This window comes from Streptomyces sp. NBC_00212, assembly GCF_045206365.1.
GTDB lineage: Bacteria > Actinomycetota > Actinomycetes > Streptomycetales > Streptomycetaceae > Streptomyces.
Map to the genome: position 1 here is coordinate 6,085,993 of NZ_CP108115.1, position 25,652 is coordinate 6,111,644.

The following is a 25,652-nucleotide window of genomic DNA, read 5'->3' on the forward strand; positions in this document are numbered from 1 at the left end:
ATCAACTGTTTCAGCAGGAAGGGCGGTCTTCAAGAGGCGACGGCCTCCCGTGTACAGAGGTCGAGCACGGCCTGGAGATACGCCTCCAGGCGCTCCTTGACGAGGTCCGGGGTGAGGTCCGTGCGGCCGAGGGCGCGCCACGGGTCGGCGACCTTCTCGGCGTCCGGGGCGAAGGCGAGGGCGTCGAGGAGGCGCCAGTACAGGCGGTCGTGCGGGTCGGGTGCGAGCTGTCCGCCCGCCGCGACGTACTGCTCGGCGAAGGCCAGCCCGGCCGGGGCACCGTGGAGCAGCGCGAGGTTGGTCGAGCAGTGCGCCACGTCGAGGTCGGCCGGACCCCAGGACGTCTCGACCCAGTCGACCACGCCGCTGACGCGCAGCTCGGGGCCGGCACCGGTGAACAGGACATTGCCGGGATGGAAGTCGCGGTGCAGGAACACCGGTTGATAGGGGGGTGGTTGGCGCCGGATGGCGTCGACGGCGCGCCGCCAGACGTCGGGCCGACGGGTGCCCGAGGGCACCCGGACGCGGTCGGCCGCCGTCCAGGCCTCGTAGTCGCGGGGCCGCTCGGACGCGCCGACCTCGACGCGGTGGATGTCGAGGAGCTGGCGGGCGAGCAGCGGAGCGCGCTCGTCGGCCCCGGACGCGTCGAGGCGTACCTCGCCCGGGAGCAGCGACATGAGCAGCGACGGGTGGTCGCAGTGCGTGCCGTCCGGGTCGCCGGCGATGAGCTCGGCGGCCGGTACGCCGGTGCGGGCGAGCAGGGTCAGGACGGCGGCCTCGCGCGTGAGCAGCCCGGGGGCGTGCCGTACGTAGAACTCCTTGACGAAGGAGCGGAGCACGGCCGAGCGGGGCCGCTCCCCGCCGATGTACAGGCGCCGCATCTCGGAGGTCCACCCGCCGCGCAGCGCGACCGCCCGCTCGATGCGCGCGCCCAGGCTCTTCTCCGCCCACAGCCGGGTCGCGCCCCAGCCCTGATCTGTGTCGTCCACCCCGTTGATCATGGGGCGAGCGTAACGGGGCACCCGGGAGGAGACAGGGGCGGGGCGTAGGGGGGATGGCCCCTGCCTCCCGGTTCCGGGTGGGTCAACTCCGGGTTACCTGAAGGCCCTTGATGCCGTTCAGCCAGGCCGAGCGGAGCCGGCGGGGGTCGCCGGCCAGGCGCAGGTCGGGCAGGACGTCGGCCACCGCGTTGAAGATCAGGTTGATTTCGAGGACCGCCAGGGACTTGCCGAGGCAGAAGTGCGGGCCCCCGCCGCCGAAGCCGAGGTGGGGGTTGGGGTCCCGGGTGATGTCGAAGCGCTCGGGGTCCTCGAAGACCTCGGGGTCGTTGTTGGCGGAGGAGTAGAAGATGCCGACGCGGTCGCCCGCCTTGATCTTCTGGCCGCCGAGTTCGGTGTCCTGGGTCGCCGTCCGCTGGAAGGAGACGACCGGGGTCGCCCAGCGCACGATCTCCTCGGCCGCGGTGTCGGGGCGCTCGCGTTTGTAGAGTTCCCACTGATCGGGGTGGGTCAGGAACGCGTGCATGCCGTGGCTGATGGCGTTGCGGGTCGTCTCGTTGCCCGCCACCGCGAGCAGGATGACGAAGAAGCCGAACTCGTCCGAGAGCAGGTTGCCCTCGCCCTCGGCCGCGACCAGGGTCGAGACGATGTCCTTCGCCGGGCACTCCTTGCGCGCCGCCGCCAGGTTCATCGCGTACGAGACCAGCTCCATCGCGGCCTCGGCGCCGATCTCCTCGGTGATCGCGTACTCGGGATCGTCGTACGCCGCCATCTTGTTGGACCAGTCGAAGATCTTGGTCCGGTCCTCCTGGGGGACGCCGATCAGTTCGGCGATGGCTTGGAGGGGGAGCTCGACGGCGATGTTGGTGACGAAGTCGAAGGTGCCGTTGTTCTTGTTGGCTTGTGACAGTGCCGCGTCCACGATGCTGCGGGCGCGGTCGCGCAGGGCGCCCTCCAGGGAGCGGATCGCGCGCGGGGTGAAGCCGCGCTGGACGATCTGGCGGACCCGGGTGTGCTCGGGCGGGTCCATGTTCAGCATGATCAGCTTCTGGACGTCGATCTGCTCGCGGCTGATCGACTCGTTGAAGCGGATGACCGCGGTGTTGGTGTTGGAGGAGAACAACTCCGGGTGCGTGGAGACGTACTTGACGTCGGCGTGCCGCGTCACCGCCCAGTAGCCGTCGTCCTGGAAGCCGGCGATGCCGGCCGGCTGGGCGCACCACCACACCGGGGCTGTCTTCCGCAGCTCGGCGAACTCCGGGTGCGGCACGCGGGATTGGAGCAGGTCGGGGTCGGTGAAGTCGAACCCGTCGGGCAGGTGGGGGCAACGCATTGGCCACTCCATGTCTGACGGTCCATCAGAAGTTGTCCGAAAGGTAGTAACGGGTTCTAGAAGAGGCAAGGGTCGCGGCAGCATCTGTTGCGCACTGAACTCCCTACGCGGGACGTGCACAACCCTTGCGTACCCGGGGTAGCTCTCATAAGACTGCACTCAGAACTAGAACGCGTATCAGTTCGTGGCCGTGCGGTGCCGGGACACCCAGCGGCTGTGTCAGGAGAGGACGAGCTCATGGCCGCGGAACCCGTCATCGTCGAAGCCGTACGCACGCCCATCGGCAAGCGCGGAGGCGCGCTCGCCAATCTGCACCCCGCCTACCTGCTGGGCGAGACGTACCGCGAACTCCTCGGCCGCACCGGCATCCACGCCGACTGCGTCGAGCAGATCGTCGGCGGTACGGTCACGCACGCCGGCGAACAGTCCATGAACCCGGCGCGCAACGCCTGGCTCGCGGTGGGGCTGCCGTACGAGACCGCCGCGACCACCGTGGACTGCCAGTGCGGATCCTCGCAGCAGGCCAGCCACATGGTCGCCAACATGATCGCGGCGGGCGTCATCGACGTCGGGATCAGCTGCGGGGTCGAGGCGATGTCACGGGTGCCGCTCGGGTCAGGATCCAAGCACGGCCCGGGCAAGCCCTGGCCGGACGAGTGGAACGTGGACCTGCCGAACCAGTTCGAGGCGGCGGAGCGGATCGCCCGCAACCGGGGCCTGACGCGCGAACGCGTCGACGCGCTGGGCCTGTTGTCGCAGGAGCGGGCGGCGGTCGCCTGGGGTGAGGAACGCTTCAAGCGGGAGACGTTCGCGGTTCAGGTGCCCACGACGGAGGAGGAGCAGGCGGCCGGGCAGGGCATGTGGCGGCTCGTCGACCGGGACGAGGGGCTGCGCGATACGTCCCTGGAGGCGCTCGGCCGGCTCAAGCCGGTCATGCCGACCGCGGTGCACACGGCAGGCAACTCCTCGCAGATCTCGGACGGTTCGGCGGCCATCATGTGGGCCTCCAAGCGGATGGCCCGCGCCCTGAAGCTCAAGCCCCGGGCGCGGATCGTCGCCCAGGCGCTGGTGGGGGCCGACCCGCACTTCCACCTCGACGGGCCGATCGACGCGACGCGGGCGGTGCTCGGCAAGGCGGGCATGTCGCTGCGGGACATCGACCTCGTCGAGATCAACGAGGCGTTCGCGTCCGTGGTGTTGAGCTGGGCGCAGGTCTTCGAGCAGGACCTGGAGAAGGTGAACGTGAACGGGGGCGCGATCGCTCTGGGGCACCCTGTGGGGGCGACCGGGGCTCGGCTGATCGCAACGGCGTTGCATGAGCTTGAGCGGCGGGACAAGGAGTTTGCGCTGGTGACTATGTGTGCGGGTGGGGCGTTGGCTACGGGGACGATCATTCAGCGGCTGTAGGTGGCCCTGCGGGGCTTTCCCCACCCCGCCCCTTCCCGAGACCCTCCGGGGGTGAGGGTGGGCTGAGGTCGGTTTCCGGGGGCGCTGCCCCCGGGCCCCGCTCCTCAAACGCCGGAGGGGCTGAGTGTGGTCCGCTTTCGACTGCGGGCCGTCTGTGGCTGGTCGCGCAGTTCCCCGCGCCCCTGGCCGGGTTGTGGCAGAAGCCCCGCCGCTCCTAATGGAGTTGGAGTGGCGGGGCTCGGAGGGTCAGCTCTGGGTCTGAGCGAAGCCTGCGAAGCCGGACCACTGGCCGTCCAATGGGTTGAACTCGCCTCCCTGCATGCCGAGTTGGGACACCCGTGGGATCGCCGGCTGGCTCGGTAGGGGGTCGGGGCGGGGGAAGGGGCCTCCCCATGGTGGGCCTAGGCACCCTTCGGGTTCGGGGGCTGGTCGGATGGTCCCGGGCGGGTGGGACCGGCCAGGGTTTACGTATGACGAAGTCAATCGCTCGGGTCGCCGTTGCAACTGCCTTGCTGGTCGGCACAGTTGGGGCTGTCGCGCCGCTCGCCCAGGCCCGCACCCAGGAACACCGCGGCGACCTCCTGTCCCTCACGCCCGTCTCCGACCTCACCCCCGCCCAGGTCTCCGGCTTCCTCAAGGACGCCGGTGTCGACAGCGCCACGGTCCGCTACGGCGTGCGGGGGTACCGGGTCACGTACCGGACCATCACCCCGCAGGGGCGCCCCACCACCGCCACCGGCCTGCTCGTGCTGCCCGTCGACGGCCGGCACGGGCGGCTCGATCTCGTCGCGGACACCCACGGCACCATGGTCGACCGGGACTACGCGCCCTCCGTCGGCGAGGACGACGGCCGGCTCTCGCCGTATCTGCACGCCTCCGACGGGCGAGCCGTCGCCGCGCCCGACTACCTGGGGCTCGGGAAGGGGCCCGGCCGGCACCCGTACATGGACACCGCCTCGTCCGTGTCCGCCTCGCTCGACATGCTGCGGGCCACCCGCACCGCCGCCCGCGAGCTGGGCCGGCCGCTGACCGGGGACGTGTACGGCACCGGATTCTCACAGGGCGGGCAGGTCGCCATGGCGCTCGGCAAGGCGCTCAGCCAGGGGGCCGACGCACACTTCCGGCTGAAGGCGCTGGCGCCGGTCTCCGGACCGTACGACCTCGCGGGGCAAGAGGTGCCTGCCCTCTTCGACGGCCGGGTCAATGACACCAGTGGGGTGCTTTACATGTCCTACTGGCTCACTGCTCAGAATCGGCTCCACCCCCTTTACAAGCAGCCCGGGGAAGCCTTCCGCGCGCCCTACGCCCGGGTCGTCGACGGGCTCCTCGACGGGAACCACACCGAGGAGGAGATCCTGGGCGCGCTGCCGGGCAATGTGAAGGACCTGCTCACGCCCGCTTTCTACGCGCGGCTCCAGCATCCGCGCGGTGCCCTGCTCGACGCCATGCGGGACAACGATCACACCTGTGACTGGAAACCCGCCGTGCCCGTGCGGCTCTACACCGCCACCGGGGACACCGACGTGCCGATCGCCAACACGCTCAGCTGTGCCCGGCAGCTGGCCGCACACGGAAAGAAGGCCCCGGTCGTCGACCAGGGAGCGGTCGACCACAACGGGGCCTTCAAGAAGTCGGGGCCGCAGATCGTGCGGCTCTTCGACTCCATTGCCGGTACGGCTTAGTACCAGCTGTTCTGCTGCCAGAAGTTCCAGGCGCCACACGGGCTGCCGTAACGCTCGTTCATGTAGCCCAGGCCCCACTTGATCTGGGTGGCCGGGTTGGTCTGCCAGTCGGCGCCGGCCGAGGCCATCTTGTTGCCGGGCAGGGCCTGGACCAGGCCGTACGCGCCGGAGGAGGCGTTCTTGGCGGACGGGTTCCAGCCGGACTCGTGGTTCACGATCTTGCTGAAGCACTGGAACTGCGCGTCCGGCATCATCTGCTTCGCAATCGCCTGGGCGCTCGTCGGTGCGGCCTGAGCCGGGACGGCGGCCATGGCGACACCGGCAGCGGCGAGCAGCGTGGCGCCGGCGGCGGCAATGGACTTCTTGCGAGCGGTGAAACGGGCGGCGAAAGACAAGGCGATACCTAACTTCGGGGACATTGGCCGTCGCGCTCCGCCGGAGGTTCGAAGACCTCCACGGCGAGGGAACCCGTAATGAATCAGCCCGGCGAGCGGACCGGGCGGTTCCGGCGACTCGAACAGTTGTAACTGGCTCGATGGGTGGCCGCAATGACCCCATTTACTAGTGGGAGTCGCACGACAGGTGAAACGTCCCTGGGGGTGTAAGGGACGGATAAATGCAGGTCAGTGCGGGCGCGAGGGGCCCTGTGGATCATGTTCTGGGGCCACTATCCCGCCTCGTAGGGGACCAAGGTCCTGTGGGCGGCCTCACCCCGGCAGGACCCTTTTCAGGCCTCGAATGTGACCTGGGCCTCGAAGGCGGCGCGCCTCGTCGCACGCCTCAACGCCTTGAGCAGAGTGGCGCCGAGGGTGAGGGTCAGTACGACCGTGAGCGCCGCCCGCCCCAGGTCCCAGCCGAGCGAAGTGGCCGCGCAGTACGCGAAGAAGCGGATCAGGTTGTCGTGGAGTGCGTCGCCGGGGTGGAAGGAGATGCCCGAGGACATGCCGCCGATGAAGGTCCAGCCCTGGAGGTTCATGACCGTGCCGTACGCGAGTGAGGCCAGCGCCCCGTACAGCGCGAGCAGGGCGAGCTCGGCCCGGCCGCGCAGGCGGTGCGGGCCCGGCAGCAGGCCCGCGCCCATCGTGAACCAGCCCATCGCGAGCATCTGGAACGGCATCCACGGGCCGACCCCGCCGGTCAGCAGGGCCGAGGCGAACATCGTCACCGAGCCGAGTACGAAGCCGAAGCCCGGGCCGAGCACCCGGCCGCTCAGCACCATCAGGAAGAACATCGGCTCCAGGCCGGCCGTGCCCGCGCCCAGCGGGCGCAGCGCGGCGCCCACCGCGGCGAGCACGCCGAGCATCGCGACGGCCTTGGCGTCCATGCCGTCGTCGGCGATCGTGGCGATCACCACACCCACGAGGAGGGGGAGCAGGGCGGCGAAGAGCCAGGGGGCGTCCTGGGCGTGCGCGAGGCCGGAGTCTGCGTCGGCGAGCAGCGGCCAGCCGAAGGCCGCGATGCCGATCAGGGTGATGAGGGAGAGGGAGATCACCGCGCGGGGGCCGAGGCGGACGGGTCTTGCGCTCCCCTTCATGACGGGGGCCATGACAGGGTTCATGACAGGGCCTCGCGTACCTGCGGGACGGTGAGCCAGTGCTGCGGGGCGAGGATCTTGGCGACCTGCGGGGCGAAGGCGGGGGAGGAGACGACGACCTCGGCGGTCGGGCCGTCCGCCACGACCTCACCGCCCGCGAGGATCACGACACGGTGCGCGAGCTCGGCGGCCAGCTCCACGTCATGGGTCGCGAGCACGATGGCATGGCCCTCGGCGGCGAGCGCCCGCAACACCTCGACCAGGCGGGCCTTCGCCGCGTAGTCCAGGCCGCGGGTCGGCTCGTCCAGGAGGAGCAGGGGAGGGCGGCCGGTCAGGACGATCGCCAGCGCGAGGGCCAGACGCTGGCCCTCGGAGAGGTCGCGGGGGTGCGTGTCGTTCCGTACGCCCGGGAGCAGCGCGGTCACCAGGTCGCGGCAGCTCCCCGGGGTCGCCCCGGCGTCCTCGTCCGCGGCGGTGCACTCCGCGGCGACGGTGTTCGCGTACAGCAGGTCCCTTGGTTCCTGCGGTACGAGGCCGACCTCGCGGATCAGTTCCCTCGGCGGGGTGCGGTGGGGGGTGCGGCCGCCCACGGTGACGCTGCCCTGGGTCGGCTCGATCATCCCCACGAGGGTGCCCAGCAGGGTCGACTTTCCGGCGCCGTTGCGGCCCATCAGGGCGATGGTCTCGCCCGGGGTGACCTTGAGGTCCACGCGGCGCAGCGCCTCCACACGGCCGCGGCGTACGCCCAAGGCGGTGGCGGTCGCTGTGGCGGGGGCGGTGGGGGTGCCCGGGGGGCGGCGGAACAGGTTGGCCAGGGTGCGCTTTGCGGCTGCGGGCCGGTGGGAGTGCGCCCGGCCTGCGGCCGGGCTGTCTTTCCCACCCGCACCACCCGTGCTTGTGGGTGGATACGTGCGGGTCTCCTCGTGGGGCGTTCCCGCCGTCGGCGGCTGCGGGTCGTGGGTGGAGGGCGCGCCGGTCGTGCTGGCGGGTGGGGTGGTGCGGGTCTCGCCGTGGGGAGTACTCGCCGTCGGCGTCCGACTGCCGTCGGTGGGGGCCGCCTGCGGCGGGTGGCCGTACGTGGCGGGAGCTGCCTGCGGCTGGCGGCCGTGGGTGGTGGAGCCCGCCTGAGGCTGGCGGCCGCGGTGGGAAGGCGGCTGCGGCGGATGGCCGTGGGTGGTGGAGTCCGCCTGCGGCTGGTGGCCGTGGTGGGGAGGCGGCTGCGGGGGGTCACCGTCGGTTTGGGGTGTCTGCGGGGGCCGCGGGGTGTGGGTGGCCAGTTGGTTGCGCAGGGTGGTGGCCCTTCGGCGGGCGTCTCGTACCGACAGGGGGAGCGGATCCCAGCCGGCCAGGTGGCCCAGGGCCACCACCGGGGGGTGGACGGGGGAGATCTTCATGATGTCCGCCGGGGTTCCCATCACCGGGGGCGCGCCGGGGGCGGGGAGGAGGATGACCTGGTCCGCGTACTGGACCACCCTTTCCAGGCGGTGTTCCGCCAGCAGGACCGTCGTGCCCAGATCGTGCACCAGGCGCTGGAGGACGGAGAGGACGTCCTCCGCGGCGGCCGGGTCGAGGGCCGAGGTCGGCTCGTCCAGGACCAGGACCTTCGGGTGCGGGGTGAGGACCGAGCCGATCGCGACGCGCTGCTGCTGGCCGCCGGAGAGGGTGGCGATCGGGCGGTCGCGCAGCTCTGCCAGGCCGAGCAGGTCCAGGGTCTCCTCGACGCGGCGGCGCATCACCGCCGGAGCCAGGCCCAACGACTCCATTCCGTAGGCGAGTTCGTCCTCGACGGTGTCGGTGACGAAGTGGGCGAGGGGGTCCTGGCCCACCGTGCCGACCAGGTCGGCGAGTTCGCGCGGCTTGTGGGTGCGGGTGTCGCGGCCGTCCACGGTGACCCGGCCGCGCAGGGTGCCGCCGGTGAAGTGCGGGACGAGCCCGGAGACCGTACCGAGCAGCGTCGACTTGCCCACCCCGGACGGGCCGACCAGAAGGACCAACTCCCCCTCGGGGATGGTGAGTTCGACGCCCCGTACGGTCGGCTCCTCGGCGGAGTCGTACGTGACCGACACGTTCTCGAACCGGATCACGGGGACTCCTTCGGTGGAACGGGTGCGACGAAAGCCGGGAGCAGACCGGCGAGCAGCGACAGCGCGGGCCACAGCGGCAGGCCCGGCGCGGTCAGCGGGACGACCCCGAGGGTGAGGGCCTCCGGAGCGTACGTACCCGCCCAGACCATCAGCGCCGCGACCGCCGCGCCCGAGCCGGCCACCAGCCAGGACCGGGGGCCCCAGCGGTCGGGCCGGTAGCGGGTACGGATCTGGCGGCGGCCGCCGAGGCGGAGCCCGGCGAGCGAGGCGAGCAGGCCCGCGGCGAGGACGGGAAGGCCGTACCCGGCGCCCTCGGAGGCGAGCAGTCCGTACGTTCCCGCGCAGACTCCCAGGAGTCCGCCGAGGGTGAGGACAGTGGTGGTGAGGCGTACGGGGGCGGGGACCTGGGCGGTGCGGCCGTAGCCGCGCGCGTCCATCGAGGCGGCCACGGCGACCGAGCGCTCCAGGGCGCCTTCGAGCACCGGCAGGCCGATCTGGGCGATCGCCCTGATGCCGCCGGTGGGGCGGCCGCGCAGCCTCCGCGCGGTACGCAGCCGTACGACGTCGGCGACCATGTTCGGCGCGAAGGTCATCGCGACGACGACCGCGACCCCGGCCTCGTACAGGGCGCCGGGCAGGGACTTGAGGAGCCGGGCCGGGTTGGCGAGGGCGTTCGCCGCGCCCACGCAGATCAGCAGCGTGGCGAGGCGCGCCCCGTCGTACAGGGCGAAGAGCATGCCCTCCGCGGTGACCCGGCCGCCGACGCGGATGCCCTTCGCCCAGTCGGGGAGCGGGAGTTCGGGGAGCGTGAGCAGCGTGTGGCTGCCGGGGATCGGGGAGCCGAGGACCAGGTTGAAGGCGAGGCGCAGGCCGACGACGAACAGGCCGATCTTGATGAACGCGGTGTACGAGCGGGCCCAGGGGGCGTCCGTCTTGCGGGCCGCCACGACGTATCCGGCGACGCCGACGAGGAGGCCGAGCAGGAGGGGGTTGTTCGTTCTCGACGCGGCTGTGGCGAGGCCCAGCGCCCAGAGCCACCAGGCGCCGGGGTGCACGGCGTTGCTCCGGCTCGCCTCGGGGGCGGTCAGCCTCCGGCTCGGGGTGTTTCGAGAGCGGGGGGTGCGAGTTTCGGCTGCGGGCCGGTGGGCGGGCGCCCGGCCTGCGGCCGGGCCGTCTTTCCCACCCGCACCACCCGTACTACTGAGTGGGTACGTGCAGGCCTCCCCGTGGGAGGTTCCCGCCGTCGGCGGCTGCCGATCGTGGGGGCTGGCCAGGGGGCTCGGGGCCGCGCCGGGTGCCGCGTTCGCCGGGGTCGGGCTCGGCGGAAGGGGCTTCTCGTCGGGCATCCCGGGTCAGTTCTTACGGCGGCGGGATTGCCAGATCGCTGCCGCGCCCAGGGCCACGACCGCTGCCACTCCTGCCAGGAGGCCCACCGAAGGGCCGCTGTCGTGCTCGGTCTTCGCGGGCTCGGCGGGCTTGGCCGCCGACGGGTTGGCCACCTGTTCGCCGCAGCCCGTGCGCGGGTAGTCGGCGATCGCGCACAGCAGGGCCGCGCTGTTGTAGCGGAGCGGCTTGGCCACGGCGGCCAGGGCGTCGGCGCTGGTGGCGTCGGGGGACACCTGGGCGCAGGCGGTGCGCGGGGCGGGCGGGGTCTCGCCCTGGTTGGCGTCCTGGGGCGTACCGAAGTCGATGACCAGCGCGACCCGCTTCGTGCCGTCCTTGGTCGGCGTCGCAGCGCACACCGCCTCGAAGGACGGCGTCGTACGCGGCTGGGACGCGTCCTTGGAGTCCGCGCTCACCGCGAAGCGGAAGCCCTGGACCGAGCCGTCGCCGGGGTGCGCGGACGCCGGGCCCTGGGTGGCGTACGTCCAGTTGTCACCGGCCAGGTCCCAGAAGGACCAGTACCGGTACCCGGCCGCCTGCGCCGAGCCCGTACCGGCGGCAAGGGCCACCAGCGTGAGGAGCAGGGCCGCGAACGAAGCGAGTCGCGTCCGCATCACAGCTGCTGGTTCTTCTTGCGGCCGCTGATCAGGAAGCCGACGCCGATACCGGCGACCAGGCCGACGCCGACGATCCACCAGACGGAGATTCCGTCGTTCTTCTTTTCCTTGGACTCCGCGGCGGGGGCCGATGACGGGGCCGCTTGGGGGGCCGGGCCCGTGGCGTTCAGGGACTGGATCAGGTTCGTGCCGCCGAAGTTCTTCGGGTCCGCGCCGGTGGCGTCGGCGGCGAAGACGAGCTGGGCGTAGGCGGCGGGGCCGTTCTCCTTGGCCCAGGCGGCGGCGTTCTTCGACAGCCAGTCGGCGGAGGCCTTGGCCTGCTGGGCCATGCCGTCGGCGGCCAGGGCGACGACCGCGTCCGCGGTGTTGCCGAAGTCGGGCTGGTCGGCGGCGCCCGGCATCGTGGACTTCAGGAACCCGGTCGGGGCCAGCGTCTTGGCGAGGTAGGCGGCGCCGTTGTGCGCGGCCTGCTCGGGGGTGGTGGCCTTCTCGCAGGCCGCGCCCTTGCCGTCGGCCTGGCCCGCGGTGGCGGTGAGGCCCTTGCCGAGCGAGCCGGTCACGGCGGCGGCGGTCGCATCGGCGTTGGCGTACAGCTTCTGCGTCTTGGGGTCCGGCTGGAAGGCGAAGGCGCCGGCGCCGGTGGGGTCCTCGCAGGGCAGCGCGAAGGTGAGCAGCGCGTCGAAGGGGGACTTGCCGCCCTTCGCGGACTTCACGGCGGCGGGCTTCTCGCCGGCGGCGGCGAGCGCGCCGATCACGATGCCGGTGGAGTTGGCGTCGCTGCCGCCCATGCCCGGCGTGTACGGCCAGCCGCCGTCGTCCTGCTGCACCGACTTCAGCCAGGTGATGCCCTTCTTGACGGCATCGGTGTGACCGCCGACCGCGACGAGGGCCTGCACGGCGGCGGAGGTGGCGTTGGTGTCCAGCTTCGTCGCGTCGCAGGCCTTGGCGGTGTCCGCGCGGAACGACATGAAGGAGCCGTCGGCGCACTGCTGGCCGGCGAGCCAGGCCACGGCCTGCTCGGCGGGCTTGACGTTCGCCTTCTCCTGGGCGAGGAAGGCGAGGGACTGCCGGAAGACACCGTCGTACTGGGGGTCCTTCGTGCCGTACAGGCCGGGCGGGACCGCCGCGGGGGACGGCGTGCCGTCGGCGAATGCCGCCGGGGCGGCACCGCCAAGGACGGCGGTGGCGGCGGCGAGCGCTGCGGCGCAGCGGCGTACGGTCATGGCGGGCGGTGCCTCTCCTGCGGGGGAGCGCGGGCACGGGCGCGCTGGCACCCGGCTCCGGCTCCGTATGCCTCGACGGTGCCGGTCACCTGCGGTGTGCGGGTGACGTGTGAGCCGGTCATGCGGTGACGGGGCATTCCGGCTCACCGCGCTTCTGCGGTTTACGGATTGGGGTCTCCCCTGCTCAAGCGGAGCCGAGAGCTTGGGGAAGGGTCAGCGCCGGAATTGCACCGGCTTCCCCCCGTACGGGCATGACGACGACGCGACCACCCTACCGGGCGGGGGCCGGGCGCCCTGCGGGGCCTTCCCCGCCCCGGGCGGTGATGCGGCCCGGCGGGATGCACTGGGGCTCCGCCCCAGACCCCGTTGGGACAGGTTTCGGCTGCGGGCCGTGCGTGGCTGGTCGCGCAGTTCCCCGCGCCCCTAGCAGCGTGGACCCTGGCCAGCACTGGCATCTTCAGCCCGTCCGGCGTTTGAGGACGAGCGCCCTTCAGGCGCGAACGGGGTCCGGGGCGGAGCCCCAGGGTGACGACGGGCCGCAGCCGATCGACATCCCCCGGAGGGTCTCGGGAAGGGGCGGGGTGGGGAAAAGCCACCCTAAACCGCCCGGTACCGCACCACCCCGCCCCCCACCACCCGCTCCGCCCGCCCCAGCTTCTCCAGGCGCCGCACATGCGCCTCCGCCTCCGACACCGCGATCGTGCGCGACCCGTACGGGATCTGGGACCACGGCCGGTTCCACTCCATGCGTTCCGCGAGTTGCCAGGGGGTGAGGGGGGTGGAGAGGAGGGCCAGCAGGCCGGTCAGGCGGTCCTCGTGGTGGGTCAGGAGCTCCCTCACCCGCGAGGCCGGCTCGGTGAAGGCGTGCTGGTGGGCCGGGAGCGCCTCGGCGACTCCGAGGCGGCCGATGCGTTCGAGGGAGTCGAGATAGTCGCCGAGGGGGTCGGCCGCGCCGCCCTCGTCAGGGTCCTCGTACAGGCCGATGTGCGGGGTGATGCCGGGCAGCAGGTGGTCGCCGCTGAACAGGCGGCCGTTTCCCGGGAGTTGGGAGGGGTGGGCCTCTTCCAGGTGGAGGCAGACGTGGCCCGGCGTGTGCCCCGGCGTCCAGATCGCGCGGAGCCGGCGCCCGGCGAGCGGCAGCAGGTCGCCGGGCACGATCTCGCGGTCGGGCAGTGCGGCGCGCAGCCCCGGCAGGGTCCGCATCCGGCCCGAGGCGCGGGCCTCGCGCAGCGGGGCGATGTGTTCCTCGGGCGCGCCGACCCCGGCCAGCTTGGCGCACAAGTAGTCCAGCCAGACGCCCGGTTCGGCCTCGCGGGTGCGGCGTACGACGGCGGTGTCGGCGGCGTGCATCGCGATCCACGCGCCGGAGGCCTCGCGGACCTGGCCGGAGAGCCCGTGGTGGTCGGGGTGGTGGTGGGTGATGACCACGCCGTGGACGGCCGAGACGTCCGTGCCGAGCGCGCGAAGGCCGGCGGCCAGAGTGTCCCAGGAGGCCGGGTCGTCCCATCCGGTGTCGACGAGCACCGGGCCCCGGTCGGTGTCGACGAGGTGGACCAGGGTGTGGCCCAGCGGATTGTCCGGGATCGGCACCTTGATGGAGTGGACGCCGCCACCGTGGTCGGTCACCTGAGGCGCGGCTGGCTCCTGCGGCATGGAGTCCTCGTCTCTCCGGGAGTCCCGCTGGGCGCACGGAATCCCTCTGGGTGCACGCCCGGCGGCACGCTTCCCCCTCACTATAACTAGAACTGGTTTCAGTGGTTGGTTGGGTCAACCAGTTTTCGGCAAGCGGACACGGCCCAACCGGTGATACCGCCGCGTTGCTCAGTCCGTGGACTCCTGCAACTAGAACTGGTATCAGTTCTGAAACGAAGTCAGGCAAACGAAGTCAGGCAAACAGAGTCAGGCGAACAGAGTCAGGCGAACGAAGTCAGGCAGCCGTCAGGAAAAGCCCCGCAGGAGGCACCAGGCATGACCGAGCTCGTGGAACACGGACAGCTTTTCATCGGCGGGGAGTTGACCGACCCCCTCGGCTCCGACGTCATCGAGGTGATCTCGCCCCACACCGAGCAGGTCATCGGCCGCGTCCCGCACGCGTCCCGGGCGGACGTGGACCGGGCCGTGGCCGCCGCGCGCAAGTCCTTCGACGAAGGGCCCTGGGCGCGGGCCGCGCCCGAGGAGCGCATCGAGGTCGTGACGCGGATCAAGGACGCGATCCTGGTCCGGCACGAGGAGATCGCCAGATCGATCAGCTCGCAGAACGGCTCCCCGTACTCCTGGAGCGTGCTCGCGCAGGCGCTCGGCGCGATGATGGTGTGGGACTCCGCCATCACCGTCGCCCGTCAATTCCCTTACGAGGAAAGGCGATCCGGGGCGCTCGGCCCGATCCTCGTGCGGCGCGAACCGGTCGGCGTGGTGGCGGCCGTCGTGCCGTGGAACGTCCCGCAGTTCGTGGCCGCGGCCAAGCTCGGGCCCGCGCTGCTCACCGGCTGCTCGGTGATCCTCAAGCCGTCCCCCGAGTCGCCCCTGGACTCGTACATCCTCGGCGAGATAGCGGCCGAGGCCGGGCTTCCGGAGGGCGTCCTCTCGATCCTGCCGGCGGACCGCGAGGTCAGCGAGTACCTCGTCGGGCATCCCGGCATCGACAAGGTGTCCTTCACCGGGTCCGTCGCGGCCGGCAAGCGCGTGATGGAGGTCGCCGCGCGCAACCTCACCCGCGTCACCCTGGAACTCGGCGGCAAGTCGGCCGCGGTGATCCTGCCCGACGCGGACCTGGCGGCGACCGTCGCGGGCGTCGTCCCGGCAGCCTGGATGAACAACGGCCAGGCGTGCGTGGCCCAGACCCGCATCCTGGCGCCGCGGAGCCGTTACGACGAGATCGCCGAGGCGTTCGCGGCAGCGGCCGGCGCGCTCGTCGTCGGGGATCCGCTGGACGCCGCCACCCAGGTCGGGCCGCTGGTCGCCAAGCGGCAGCAGCAGCGCTCGCTCGACTACATCCGGATCGGACAGGAGGAAGGCGCCAAGATCCTCACCGGCGGCGGCCGTCCGGCCGGGCTCGACCGGGGCTGGTACGTCGAGCCGACCCTCTTCGGCGGGGTCGACAATGCGATGCGCATCGCCCGCGAGGAAATCTTCGGCCCGGTCATCTGCCTGCTGCCGTACGGGGACGAGGCCGAGGCGCTCAGGATCGCCAACGACTCCGAGTACGGGCTCAGCGGCAGCGTGTGGACCGGGGACGTCGAGCACGGGATTGATTTCGGTCGCAAGGTTCGTACCGGGACCTTCAACGTCAACACCTTCAGCCTCGACATGCTCGGGCCGTTCGGCGGCTACAAGTCATCCGGCCTGGGGCGGGAGTTCGGGCCCGAAGGCTTCAGTGAGTACCTGGAGCACAAGATGATCCACCTGCCCGCCGGGCACGGAGGCGAGTGATGGGCGACCGCTGGCACGTCGAGGTCGACCGGAGCGTGTGCATCGGCTCCGGCATGTGCGTCAACCACGCCCCGGCCGGCTTCGAACTCGACACCGCACGTCAGTCCCACCCCCGCACCCCCGACACCGACGCCAACGAACAGATCCTGGCCGCCGCCGAGGGCTGCCCCGTCGAGGCCATCTTGATCACCCTGCACGACTCACGCGAAACGGTGTTCCCGCCCGAGGAATAGCCCCGGAACAGTCCTGTTTGCCCCCTCCCGTTCGATCCCCTGCGAACACAGGTTGATCCATGCGTAGCGCACGGCGACCTCATGACAGGCGTGACTGTCCGGGCCCGTCGGCGGCGTGGAAAAGTCGTCCACGCCGTCGAGGGGGGAGCGCCAACTCGATGTCATGACGTCGAGGGGGAGGCACCATGGACAAGCGGTACGAGGTCTTCTGTCTGGCGGACAGGTATTTCTACGAGACCCCGGACCGCTTGTCCTCCTCGCGCACCGACGACAGCACCGGCGACGGCACCGGCGACGGCGCCAGCAGCGGCCGGGTGCCGCTCTTCGAGGCCGCGCAGCGCACCGTCCCCGAGGGCTGGACGGCGCAACTCGCCGGAGACTGGCTGCACTTCAGCCCCGACGGCATACCGGGACGCAGAGTGCGGCCCCAGCAGGGCTGGAAGATCCACGTCTCGGCCTGTCTGGACAACGCCGAGAAGACGGCGTCGTACGTGTGGGACTACTGCGTGGCGCGCGCCATACCGTTCAAGTTCGTGCCCGGACGCCGGCCCCTGCACCTGCGCAACTCCAAGTACGCGGGCCGCGGCTCCAGCGGCAAGTTCGCCACGATCTACCCGGCGGACGAGGCCGAATTCCGGCTGATACTGGAGGAGTTGGGCGCCCTGCTCGCGGGGGAGCCGGGGCCGTACATCCTCAGCGATCTGCGCTGGGGCCAGGGTCCGCTCTACGTCCGCTACGGCGGCTTCACCAAGCGGCACTGCGTCGATGCCAACGGCACCCTGGTGACCGCGATCGAGAACGGCGACGGGGTGCTCGTGCCCGACCGCCGCGACCCCGTCTTCCATTTGCCCGACTGGGTCGCCCTGCCCGAGTTCCTGGCGCCGCACCTCGCCGCCCGCAACGCGACCACCACCGGCGACCTGCCCTACCGCATCGAGCGCGCCCTGCACTTCTCCAACGGCGGCGGCGTCTACGCCGGGACCGACACCCGCACCGGCGAGAAGGTCGTCCTCAAGGAGGCCAGGCCCCACGCCGGGCTCGCCGCGGACGGCGCCGACGCGGTGACCCGCCTGGAGCGCGAGAAGGCCGCCCTGGAACAGGTCGACGGGCTCGGCGTCGCACCCGCCGTACGCGACTGGTTCACCCTCGGCGAGCACCGCTTCCTCGTCATGGACTTCCTCGAAGGACGCACCCTCAACTCCTTCTTCGCGCACCGCCACCCGCTCATCGGCGCCGAGCCGGACCCGGACGCGGTCGCCGAGTACACCCAGTGGGCGCTGCGCGTCCTCGGGGCCGTCGAGGACGCGGTGGCCGCCGTGCACGAGCGGGGCATCGTCTTCAACGACCTGCACATGTTCAACATCATGGTCGACCCCGACGAACAGGGCGTACGGCTCCTCGACTTCGAGGCCGCGCTGCCCGTCGACGACCACCGCGGCCAGTCCATGGCGCACCCCGGCTTCATCGCGCCCCTGGACCGCAAGGGCTTCGACGTGGACCGCTACGCGCTGGCCTGTCTGCGGCTCGCGCTGTTCGTGCCGATGACGAGCCTCCTGGTGATCGACCGGTCCAAGGCCGCCCACCTCGCCGAGATCGCCGCATCCCAGTTCCCCGGCCTGCCCGCCGGCTACCTCGACGAGGCGGTCCGGGTCATCGAGGGGGAGAGCGCGCCGATGGGCGGATGCGTGCCCGTCGAGCCGGGCGACTGGCCCGCCAGCCGCGACTCCATGGCCCGCGCGATCCTCGCCTCCGCGACCCCCGAGCGCGACGACCGGCTCTTCCCCGGCGACGTCGCCCAGTTCGCCGACGGCGGCGGGCTCGGCCTCGCGCACGGCGCCGCCGGAGTCCTCTACGCGCTCGCCGAGACCGGCGCCGCCCGCTACCCCGAGGGCGAGGAGTGGCTGCTCGCGCACACCGCGCCGCCGCCGTCCGGCACCCCGCTCGGCCTGTACGACGGGCTCGCGGGAGTCGCCTTCGTCCTCGACCGGCTCGGCCACACCGAACGGGCCCACGAGCTCATCGAGTCCGTACTGTCCGAAAATTGGCAGCGTCTCGCACCCGAACTCCACGGCGGAATAGCCGGATTGGGCCTCGTACTCGATCAACTCGGCTTCAAGGAACAGGCGTTGGAGGCGGCCGAGCTGCTCGCCGCCCGCACCGACGGCGGCCGCCGGGCCGGCCTCCTGCACGGCGCGACCGGCCCCGCCCTGTTCCTGCTCCGCCTGTACGAGTCCACCGGCGACCCCGCGCTGCTCGACCGGGCGGCCGAGGAGCTGCGCCGCGACCTCGACCGCTGCGTCACCAACCCGGCCGGCACTCTCGTCGTCAACGACAGCACGCGCACCCTGCCCTACCTCGGCGGAGGCAGCGTCGGCATCGCCGCCGTGCTCGACGACTTCCTCGCGCACCGCCCCGACGAGGCGTTCCGCGAGGCGCGGGACAAGATCCTGCCCGCCGCGCGCTCCCGGTACTACGGCCAGTCCGGCCTGTTCAACGGGCGTGCCGGGATGGTCCTCCACCTGGCCAGGACCGGGGCGCCGCCCGCCTGGCTCGCCGAGCAGATCGACGGCCTCGCCTGGTACGCGCTGCCCTATCAAGGCCGACTCGCCTTCCCCGGCGACCAGATGATGCGGCTCTCCATGGACCTCGCGACCGGCACGGCGGGCTGCCTCCTGGCGCTCGGCGCGGCCCTCGCCGACCGGCCCGTCGGACTGCCCTTCCTGGCCCCCACCCCTGCCGCCCCACCGGGCGGCCCCACAGACGGCCCCACCCGGGGCTGAAACCCCGTCCCCCACGGACGGCATCGCACATCGCCGACAAAGGAGAATGCAATGTCCCTTCTCGACCTGCAGAACCTCGACGTTGAGCTCGACATCGACGAGGGCGACGGCGGCGGTCACGGCGGTCACGGCGGCGGAAGCTCGCTCAGCCTGCTGCTCTGTGACAGCGTCGCCAGCCTGACGCTCTGCCTGTAATTCACCGCGTGATCAGGTGATGCAGTGAACGACGCGGCCCCGCCCGGCACCGCTCGCCGGCCGGGGCCGCCGCATGCGGGAGGCCGCCTTGCTGTTGCGTGAGACCGTCCGGCAGAGCGCCGGCCCCGGCACCCTGATCCTGCTCCTCAGCTGCGCGTCGGCCGGCGCCGGGCTCGCCCTGCCCGCGGCACTCGGCCGCGCCCTCGACCTGGTCCTGGTCGGACGGCAGGCCGAAGCAGGACCCTCGATCACCCTGTGCGTCGTCCTCACCGTGCTCGCGGTCCTGATCGGCGCCTACGAATCCGCGGTCACCGCGACCGCCACCGCCCGCAGCGCCGCCTGGATCCGGCGCCGGGTGCTCGGCCACGTACTGGACGCGGGCGCCCAACAGGCGTGTTCCGAGGGCGAGTTGGTGGCTCGCCTCACCGGCAACGCCGTCCAGGCCGCGACCGTACCGGTGTCGATCGCGGGCACCCTCGCGGCCGTCGTCACCCCGGTCGGCGGCCTGATCGCGCTCGCCCTGACCGACTGGTGGACCGCCCTGGTGGTGCTCGCGGGGATGCCCCTGTTCGCCCTGCTCCTGAAGGTGTTCGTACGCGGCTCCGGCGCCAGCAGCGCCGGGTATCTGGGCACCCAGGGCGAGATCGCGGGCCGCCTCCTCGAAGCGGTGCGCGGCGCCCGTACGATCGCCGCCGCCGGACACCCCGAGCGCGATGCCGCCCGCATCCTGGCCCCGCTGCCCGAACTCTCCCGCCAGGGCCACCGCATGTGGGAGGTCCTCGGCCGCTCCACCGCCCAGGCCGCGATCCTCCTGCCGCTGCTCCAGCTCGCCGTCCTCGCGGTCGCCGGACTGCGCGTCGCGCACGGCGACCTGAGCGTCGGCGGCCTCCTCGCCGCCTGGCGGTACGCGGCCCTCGCCACCGGCACCGGCGCCCTGGTCGGCATGGTCAACACCCTGACCCGCGGCCGCACCGCCGCCGCCCGGCTCCAGGACGTCCTGGGCGCCGGGACGACAGCGTACGGAAGCAATGAACTCCCCAGCGGTCATGGCGAGTTGACGCTCCGAGGCGTTGTGCACGGACCCCTGCGCGGGGTCGATCTGACGGTGCCGGGCGGGGTCGTGGTCGCCGTCGTCGGGCGCTCGGGCAGTGGCAAATCGGCGCTCGCCGCTGTCGCGGGCCGCCTCGCCGACCCGGAGTCGGGAGCCGTCGCCCTCGACGGCGTGCCGCTGCCGTCCCTCACGCGGGCCGAGCTGCGCCGCGCCGTCGGCTACGCCTTCGCCCGGCCGGTCCTGCTCGGCGGCACGGTGGGCGGCACCATCGCGTACGGGGCCGAAGAGCCCGGCGAGGCCGGGGTGCACGCCGCCGCCCGCGCCGCCTGCGCCGACGACTTCATCCGTACGATGCCCGACGGCTACGCCACGCCCTGCGCGAGCGCCCCGCTGTCCGGCGGAGAGGCCCAACGCCTGGGTCTGGCAAGGGCGTTCGCGCACCCCGGCCGACTGCTGATCCTGGACGACGCCACCTCCAGCCTCGACTCCGCCACCGAGCTCAAGGTCTCCCAGGCGCTGCTGCACGGCGCCGGCACCCACCTGATCATCGCCCTGCGGGCCTCGACGGCGGCTCGCGCGGACCTCGTCGTATGGCTGGAGGACGGGCGGCTGCGCGCAGTCGCGCCCCATCACGATCTCTATCAACTCTCCGACTACCGCGCTGTGTTCGGGGAGGCCGACGCGTCGTGCTGATGAGTCTGCTGCGGCGGCGCAAGCGGGTGCTGCTGCGCCTCGCCGGATGGTCGCTGCTCGAATCCGCCCAGACCTTCCTCCTCGGCTTCGCCCTCGCCCGCGCCCTGGACGACGGCTTCCTCGCCGGCCGCGCTCCCACGGGGATCGGCTGGCTCGCGGCGGCCGCCGTCGCCGTGTTCGCCGGGGCCTGGGGGACGCGCCGGGTGTACGGGGCGGTCGCCGCGTTCGTCGAGCCCGTACGGGACGAACTCGTGCGGGCGGTGGTGACGCGCGGGCTGCGGGAGGCGGACGACGCCGCCCTGTCCCGCCTCACCCAGCAGGTGGAGCTGGCCAGGGACACCCTCGCCGGGCTCGTGCTCGTCGCCCGCACCTTCGTCTTCACCGCCGCCGGGGCCCTCTTCGGCCTCTTCGCCCTCGCGCCCGTCCTGCTCCCGGTGGTCGGCGGCCCGCTGCTCGTGGGGCTCGCGCTCTTCGCCCTGACGCTCGGCCCGCTCGCCCGCCGCCAGGAGGAGTTCCTGGCCGCCGACGAACGCCTGGCCGCCGAACTCGGCCTGATCACAAGCGGGTTGAGGGACATCGAGGCATCGGGCGCCCACGAGCGCGCGGCCAAGAGCGCCGGGGAACGCATCGACGACGAGTACCGCGCCGCGCGCTCGCTCGCCCATTGGGGCGTGGCCCGCACCTTCGCCGTGGGCATCGGCGGGCGGCTGCCCCTGGTGCTGCTCCTCGCCACCGCGCCCTGGCTGCTGCGGCACGGGGTCACCGCGGGCGGCCTCGCGGGCGCGCTCGCCTACCTCACCCAGTCGCTGCTGCCCGCCCTCCAGGCCCTGGTGCAGGGCCTCGGCACCTCGGGCGCCCGCCTCACGGTCGTGCTGCGCAGGCTGACCGCGGGGGAGGAGGAGCCTCCGGCTCGGGTGCGGTACGAGAGTGAGTCCTGGCCGGTGCGGCTGCGCGAGCTCGTCTTCGCGTACGGGCCCGGCGCGGCCCCGGTCATCGACCGGCTCGACCTGGCCGTACCGGCCGGCGAGCGGCTCGCCGTGGCCGGGCCCAGCGGCATCGGCAAGTCCACCCTGCTCGGGCTGATCGCCGGGGTGCTCCGGCCGGACGCCGGAGAGGTCGCGACGGGCTGCGACCGCGTGCTCGTACCGCAGGAGGCGTACGTCTTCACCGCCACCCTCCGCGAGAACCTCGGCTACTTCTGCCCCCAACTGCCATCGGAGCAGGCCCTGTTGGCGTCGGCCGAGGCGGTCGGGGCGGGGCCGCTCCTGGCGCGGCTCGGCGGGCTCGACGCCGTGCTCGACCCCGCCGCGCTCTCCGCCGCCGAGCGCCAGCTCATCGCGCTGGCGCGGGCGCACGTCTCGCCCGCGCCCCTGGTGCTGCTCGACGAGGCGACCTGCCATCTGGACCCGGCCGCCGAGGCGCGCGCGGAGCGGGCGTTCACCGGACGCACCCTCGTGGTCGTGGCCCACCGCACCGGATCGGCCCGGCGCGCGGACCGCGTACTGCTCATGGACGGGGCCCGCGCCGAACTCGGCACCCACGAGGAACTCCTGGCCCGCTCCGCGTTCTACCGCGACCTCACCGGGGCCGGCCCCTCACACCCACCCCTCCCCCTGGGAAATCCGTATCGCGTCGACCCGGTTGCGCGCGCCGGTCTTGCGGGTGATGGCGGCCATGTAGTTGCGCACGGTGCCGTTGGAAAGGTGGAGCCGGTGCGCGATGTCGGAGACCGAAGCTCCTTCCGCGGCGAGTGAGAGAACGCTCAACTCCCGCCTGGTGAGCGGCATTTCGGCCGCCCTGAGGAAACTGAAGCCGAGCGAGTCGTCGACGAACCGTTTCCCCTCGGCCACCTGTCTGATGGCGAAGACCAGGTGCTCGGGTGTGCCCCCCTTGTCCACATAGCCGCGTGCGTTGGCATCGGCGGCTCGTTTCAGTGGCCCCGGACGGTGAGCGTCGGCCAGCACCAGGAGTCGGCATTTGCCGGTGCCGGGACGGCAGCCGGTGAGTTCGCCGAGCGGTGCGATTCCATAGGACTCCGAACAGTCCAGGTCGGCCGCGCAGACGTCCGGGCTCCATAATCGCGCCAGCGCCGGGGCGCCGCGCCAAGCCGAATGCTGAACCTCCAGGTCGGGTTCGCGTGCGAGTCGTTCGGCCAGGGCCGACCTCAAGAGGCACGCGTCGTGCACGAGAAGTACCCGGATCACGTTTCCCAGCTCCTTCCAGACTTACCGCTACCGGCGCCTTCGTTGGGCACGCATCGATTCTGGGCGGCGGTTACCCCTGTCATGGTCCGGGCGAACAGATCGGTGGGGAGCACTGGGGGCGCGCACCCGCGCACGCAGGGCGCGCTGCGCGCTGGTGGGGCGCATGTCCTGGGGGGTGAATCTGCCCCCAAATCCCCCTTCTGGCCAGGGAGTTGAGCCTACCTGGGCTCGCGCGACGGGGGAGCGCGTGCCCTCTGCGAGGCGGGCTGCTGTTCATCTGCGGGCCCGGTGGGGGCTGAGCGCGCCCACGCGGCGGAGCCGCAGAATGTCACAGCCCCACGCCCCTTAAGGTGCTGGGCCTGGGCGGGACTGTCAGGCGGGCCGCGCTGCCTGTGGGGTCTGGTGCGGCTCAGCGCCCTATTGGGGCGCGGGGAACTGCGCGACCAGCCACGCACGGTCCGCAGTCGAATAGCCACGCACCCGGGGGTGTCGCGCCACCTCGCCGAGGCACAACACCCTAGGGGCGCGGGGCTGTGACATTGTGCGGCTCTGCCGCGGGGCGCGACCAGCCCCCACCGGCCCGCAGCGAAAGGCTTCCGCGGGGTGCTACCCCTTCGGGGGTGCGGTGAGGTCGATCAGCTTGCAGACCGTTTCGATGTCGATCTTGACCTGGGCGATGGACGCACGGCCCGAGAGCCAGGTGATCAGGGCCGAGTGCCAGGTGTGCTCGATGACCCGGACCGCCGAGAGCTGCTCCGGGGTCGGATGGTCGAGGCCCATCGCGTCCAGGATGATCGCCGTGGTCTGCCGAGAGACCGTGTCCACCTCGGGGCTCACCGAGCGGTCCGCGAAGGTGAGGGCCCGCACCATCGCGTCCGCCAGGTGCGGCTCGCGCTGGAGCGCGCGGAAGGCCCGCATGAGGGTTTCGGCCACCCGCTCCGCGGAGCCCTCGCCGGACGGCGGATGCTTGCGCAGGGTGGAGTGCAGGTGCTGGAGCTGGTCCTGCATCGTGGCGACCAGGAGATGGATCTTGGAAGGGAAGTAGCGGTACAGGGTGCCGAGCGCGACGCCCGCGGCCTCGGCCACCTCGCGCATCTGGACCGCGTCGAAGCCGCCCCGGCTGGCCAGCTGGGCGCTCGCGTGCAGGATGCGGCGGCGCCTGGCCTCCTGGCGTTCGGTCAGGGGAGGGGTGGCCGCGGTGGCCGCCTTGACTTCCGCTGTCATGTGTCCCGTTCTGTTTGTCCGGTTCTCTGCCACGGTGTTCGGCGGCCCAGCATGGCAGGGGCCCCGTCGTGGCGCGAATCACCTGATCCGGCTCTTACAGTCGCGCTACCTGCCGGTAGATTCGAAGCTCCTTGAGTGATCAAAGAACGCTCAAGAAGGATCAAGTCTGGAACTTGTTCTAGATTAGCGCGAGCGGTTACGCTCCGGCGAAACGCAGTGATGAAGGGGGCCGCGAGTGACCGCTGAGGCCATAGAGGCAAGCCCCCGCACCGGGGACGCCGGCCGTGAGGGCGAGCGCCCGCTGCGGATCGCGCTCCTCACCTACAAGGGGAACCCGTTCTGCGGCGGCCAGGGCGTCTACGTCCGCCACCTCTCGCGCGAGCTCGCCCGGCTCGGGCACAGCGTCGAGGTCATCGGCGCCCAGCCCTACCCCGTGCTCGACGAGGGCGTCCCGCTCACCGAGCTCGCCAGCATGGACCTCTACCGCTCGCCCGATCCGTTCCGCACGCCGTCCAAGGACGAGTACCGGGACTGGATCGACCGCCTGGAGGTCGCCACCATGCGCACCGGCGGCTTCCCCGAGCCGCTGACCTTCTCGCTGCGCGCCCGGCGCCACCTGGCCGCCCGGCGGGGCGAGTTCGACGTCGTCCACGACAACCAGACCCTCGGGTACGGGCTGCTCGGCGACGTCGGCGCACCCCTGGTCACCACGATCCACCACCCCATCACGGTCGATCGACAGCTCGAACTGGACGCGGCCCCCGACTGGAAGCGCCGCGCCTCCGTGCGCCGCTGGTACGGCTTCACGCGGATGCAGAAGCGGGTCGCCCGCCGGCTGCCCTCCGTACTCACCGTCTCCGGCACCTCCAAGGGCGAGATCGTCGACCACCTCGGGGTGCGCGAGGACCGCATCCGGGTCGTGCACATCGGCGCCGACACCGGCCTCTGGTCGCCGGACCCGGCCGTCGCCGAGGTGCCAGGACGCATCGTGACCACCTCCAGCGCCGACGTGCCGCTCAAGGGCCTGGTCTTCCTCGTCGAAGCCCTCGCCAAGCTGCGCACCGAGCACCCGGCCGCCCACCTCGTCGTCGTCGGCAAGCGCGCCGAGGACGGCCCGGTCGCCCAGGCCATCGAGAAGTACGGGCTCGGCGACGCCGTCGAGTTCGTCAAGGGCATCACCGACGCCGAGCTCGTCGACCTCGTACGGTCCGCGCAGATCTCTTGCGTCCCTTCGCTGTACGAGGGCTTCTCGCTGCCCGCCGCCGAGGCCATGGCCACCGGCACCCCGCTGCTCGCCACGACCGGCGGCGCCATCCCGGAGGTCGCCGGCACCGACGGCGAGACCTGCCTCGCGGTGCCGCCCGGCGACGCGGGAGCGCTGGCCGCGGGCCTCGCCAGGCTGCTCGGCGACGCGGCGCTGCGCCGCCGGCTCGGCGCGGCAGGCCGCGAACGGGTCCTGGAAAAGTTCACCTGGGCCCGCGCCGCCCAGGGCACCGCCGAGCTCTACCGCGAGGCGATCGAGGCCCAGGGCCGTGTCCCGGCCCGGAAGCCCGCCAGGTGACCGGGCGCCCCGCGCCCACGA

19 protein-coding genes and 1 pseudogene are annotated in these 25,652 nt (G+C 72.2%); 9 read left to right on the plus strand and 11 right to left on the minus strand.

Translation table 11 applies throughout. The features are described 5' to 3' along the window. Positions 1 to 29 precede the first annotated feature (29 nt). A complete protein-coding gene (locus OHA17_RS27790; protein ID WP_406508831.1) occupies positions 30 to 1,001 on the minus strand; it encodes a phosphotransferase family protein in 972 nt (323 codons plus the stop codon). 82 nt (positions 1,002 to 1,083) lie between these two features. Then, positions 1,084 to 2,331: a cytochrome P450 gene (locus tag OHA17_RS27795; RefSeq protein ID WP_398871350.1), complete on the minus strand. Its 1,248-nt coding sequence runs from the start codon at positions 2,329 to 2,331 to the stop codon at positions 1,084 to 1,086. Positions 2,332 to 2,568: 237 nt separating this feature from the next. Here OHA17_RS27795 and OHA17_RS27800 point away from each other — a divergent pair, with 237 nt between their 5' ends. Together OHA17_RS27800 and OHA17_RS27805 are read left to right on the plus strand one after the other, a co-directional pair. Further along, entirely contained in the window at positions 2,569 to 3,738 is a 1,170-nt protein-coding gene (locus OHA17_RS27800; protein WP_053727142.1) for a steroid 3-ketoacyl-CoA thiolase, read from the plus strand. A gap of 470 nt (positions 3,739 to 4,208) precedes the next feature. Further along, on the plus strand, positions 4,209 to 5,420 hold the full coding sequence (locus tag OHA17_RS27805) for an alpha/beta hydrolase (RefSeq protein WP_406508832.1): 1,212 nt from the start codon (positions 4,209 to 4,211) through the stop codon (positions 5,418 to 5,420). Here OHA17_RS27805 and OHA17_RS27810 read toward each other — a convergent pair. The 7 genes from OHA17_RS27810 to OHA17_RS27840 all read right to left on the minus strand — a co-directional run bounded on the left by OHA17_RS27810 (position 5,417) and on the right by OHA17_RS27840 (position 13,914). Continuing rightward, the gene (locus OHA17_RS27810; protein ID WP_406508833.1) at positions 5,417 to 5,839 is read right to left on the minus strand and encodes a transglycosylase SLT domain-containing protein; all 423 of its coding nucleotides are present in this window, start codon (positions 5,837 to 5,839) and stop codon (positions 5,417 to 5,419) included. The two genes, OHA17_RS27805 and OHA17_RS27810, sit on opposite strands and share 4 nt — an antisense overlap. Positions 5,840 to 6,147: 308 nt before the next feature. After that, positions 6,148 to 6,966, minus strand: coding sequence for an ECF transporter S component (locus OHA17_RS27815; RefSeq protein ID WP_406508834.1), 819 nt, complete (start codon positions 6,964 to 6,966; stop codon positions 6,148 to 6,150). An 8-nt stretch (positions 6,967 to 6,974) separates the two neighbouring features. Continuing rightward, positions 6,975 to 9,038, minus strand: a complete 2,064-nt coding sequence (locus tag OHA17_RS27820) for an ATP-binding cassette domain-containing protein (RefSeq protein ID WP_406508835.1) — start codon at positions 9,036 to 9,038, stop codon at positions 6,975 to 6,977. After that, a complete protein-coding gene (locus OHA17_RS27825) occupies positions 9,035 to 10,126 on the minus strand; it encodes an energy-coupling factor transporter transmembrane component T (RefSeq protein WP_406510828.1) in 1,092 nt (363 codons plus the stop codon). Before OHA17_RS27825 ends, OHA17_RS27820 begins: the two co-directional genes overlap by 4 nt. Positions 10,127 to 10,390: 264 nt before the next feature. Further along, entirely contained in the window at positions 10,391 to 11,035 is a 645-nt protein-coding gene (locus tag OHA17_RS27830; RefSeq protein WP_406508836.1) for an SCO2322 family protein, read from the minus strand. Then, the gene (locus tag OHA17_RS27835) at positions 11,035 to 12,261 is read right to left on the minus strand and encodes a prenyltransferase/squalene oxidase repeat-containing protein (protein ID WP_406508837.1); all 1,227 of its coding nucleotides are present in this window, start codon (positions 12,259 to 12,261) and stop codon (positions 11,035 to 11,037) included. Before OHA17_RS27835 ends, OHA17_RS27830 begins: the two co-directional genes overlap by 1 nt. 597 nt (positions 12,262 to 12,858) lie before the next feature. After that, positions 12,859 to 13,914 carry an MBL fold metallo-hydrolase gene (locus OHA17_RS27840; RefSeq protein WP_406508838.1) on the minus strand — a complete coding sequence of 352 codons (1,056 nt, stop codon included), beginning with the start codon at positions 13,912 to 13,914 and terminating at the stop codon, positions 12,859 to 12,861. A 315-nt stretch (positions 13,915 to 14,229) separates the two neighbouring features. Here OHA17_RS27840 and OHA17_RS27845 point away from each other — a divergent pair, with 315 nt between their 5' ends. The 6 genes and pseudogenes from OHA17_RS27845 to OHA17_RS27870 form a co-directional block, all read left to right on the plus strand. Then, complete coding sequence (locus OHA17_RS27845; RefSeq protein ID WP_406508839.1) at positions 14,230 to 15,690, plus strand: aldehyde dehydrogenase; 1,461 nt, start codon at positions 14,230 to 14,232, stop codon at positions 15,688 to 15,690. Next, positions 15,690 to 15,923, plus strand: a complete 234-nt coding sequence (locus OHA17_RS27850; protein WP_053727135.1) for a ferredoxin — start codon at positions 15,690 to 15,692, stop codon at positions 15,921 to 15,923. Before OHA17_RS27845 ends, OHA17_RS27850 begins: the two co-directional genes overlap by 1 nt. 185 nt (positions 15,924 to 16,108) lie before the next feature. Next, a complete protein-coding gene (gene lanKC / locus OHA17_RS27855) occupies positions 16,109 to 18,703 on the plus strand; it encodes a class III lanthionine synthetase LanKC (protein WP_406508840.1) in 2,595 nt (864 codons plus the stop codon). A 51-nt stretch (positions 18,704 to 18,754) separates the two neighbouring features. After that, positions 18,755 to 18,898: a SapB/AmfS family lanthipeptide gene (locus OHA17_RS27860; protein ID WP_189960903.1), complete on the plus strand. Its 144-nt coding sequence runs from the start codon at positions 18,755 to 18,757 to the stop codon at positions 18,896 to 18,898. Between the two features lie 88 nt (positions 18,899 to 18,986). Beyond that, positions 18,987 to 20,642 (plus strand): ATP-binding cassette domain-containing protein, encoded by a 1,656-nt coding sequence (locus tag OHA17_RS27865; RefSeq protein ID WP_406508841.1) that lies wholly within the window; start codon positions 18,987 to 18,989, stop codon positions 20,640 to 20,642. Then, positions 20,642 to 22,024, plus strand: a pseudogene (locus OHA17_RS27870) (ATP-binding cassette domain-containing protein); the annotation flags it as partial. The gene OHA17_RS27865 and the pseudogene OHA17_RS27870, both read left to right, overlap by 1 nt. Before the next feature lie 213 nt (positions 22,025 to 22,237). On the opposite strand, the gene OHA17_RS27875 reads toward OHA17_RS27870, so the two are convergent. Beyond that, the gene (locus OHA17_RS27875; RefSeq protein WP_406508842.1) at positions 22,238 to 22,846 is read right to left on the minus strand and encodes a response regulator transcription factor; all 609 of its coding nucleotides are present in this window, start codon (positions 22,844 to 22,846) and stop codon (positions 22,238 to 22,240) included. A gap of 606 nt (positions 22,847 to 23,452) precedes the next feature. Then, positions 23,453 to 24,070: a TetR family transcriptional regulator gene (locus OHA17_RS27880; RefSeq protein WP_398871326.1), complete on the minus strand. Its 618-nt coding sequence runs from the start codon at positions 24,068 to 24,070 to the stop codon at positions 23,453 to 23,455. A gap of 235 nt (positions 24,071 to 24,305) precedes the next feature. Here OHA17_RS27880 and OHA17_RS27885 point away from each other — a divergent pair, with 235 nt between their 5' ends. After that, complete coding sequence (locus OHA17_RS27885) at positions 24,306 to 25,631, plus strand: glycosyltransferase family 4 protein (protein WP_406508843.1); 1,326 nt, start codon at positions 24,306 to 24,308, stop codon at positions 25,629 to 25,631. Positions 25,632 to 25,652: the final 21 nt, after the last annotated feature.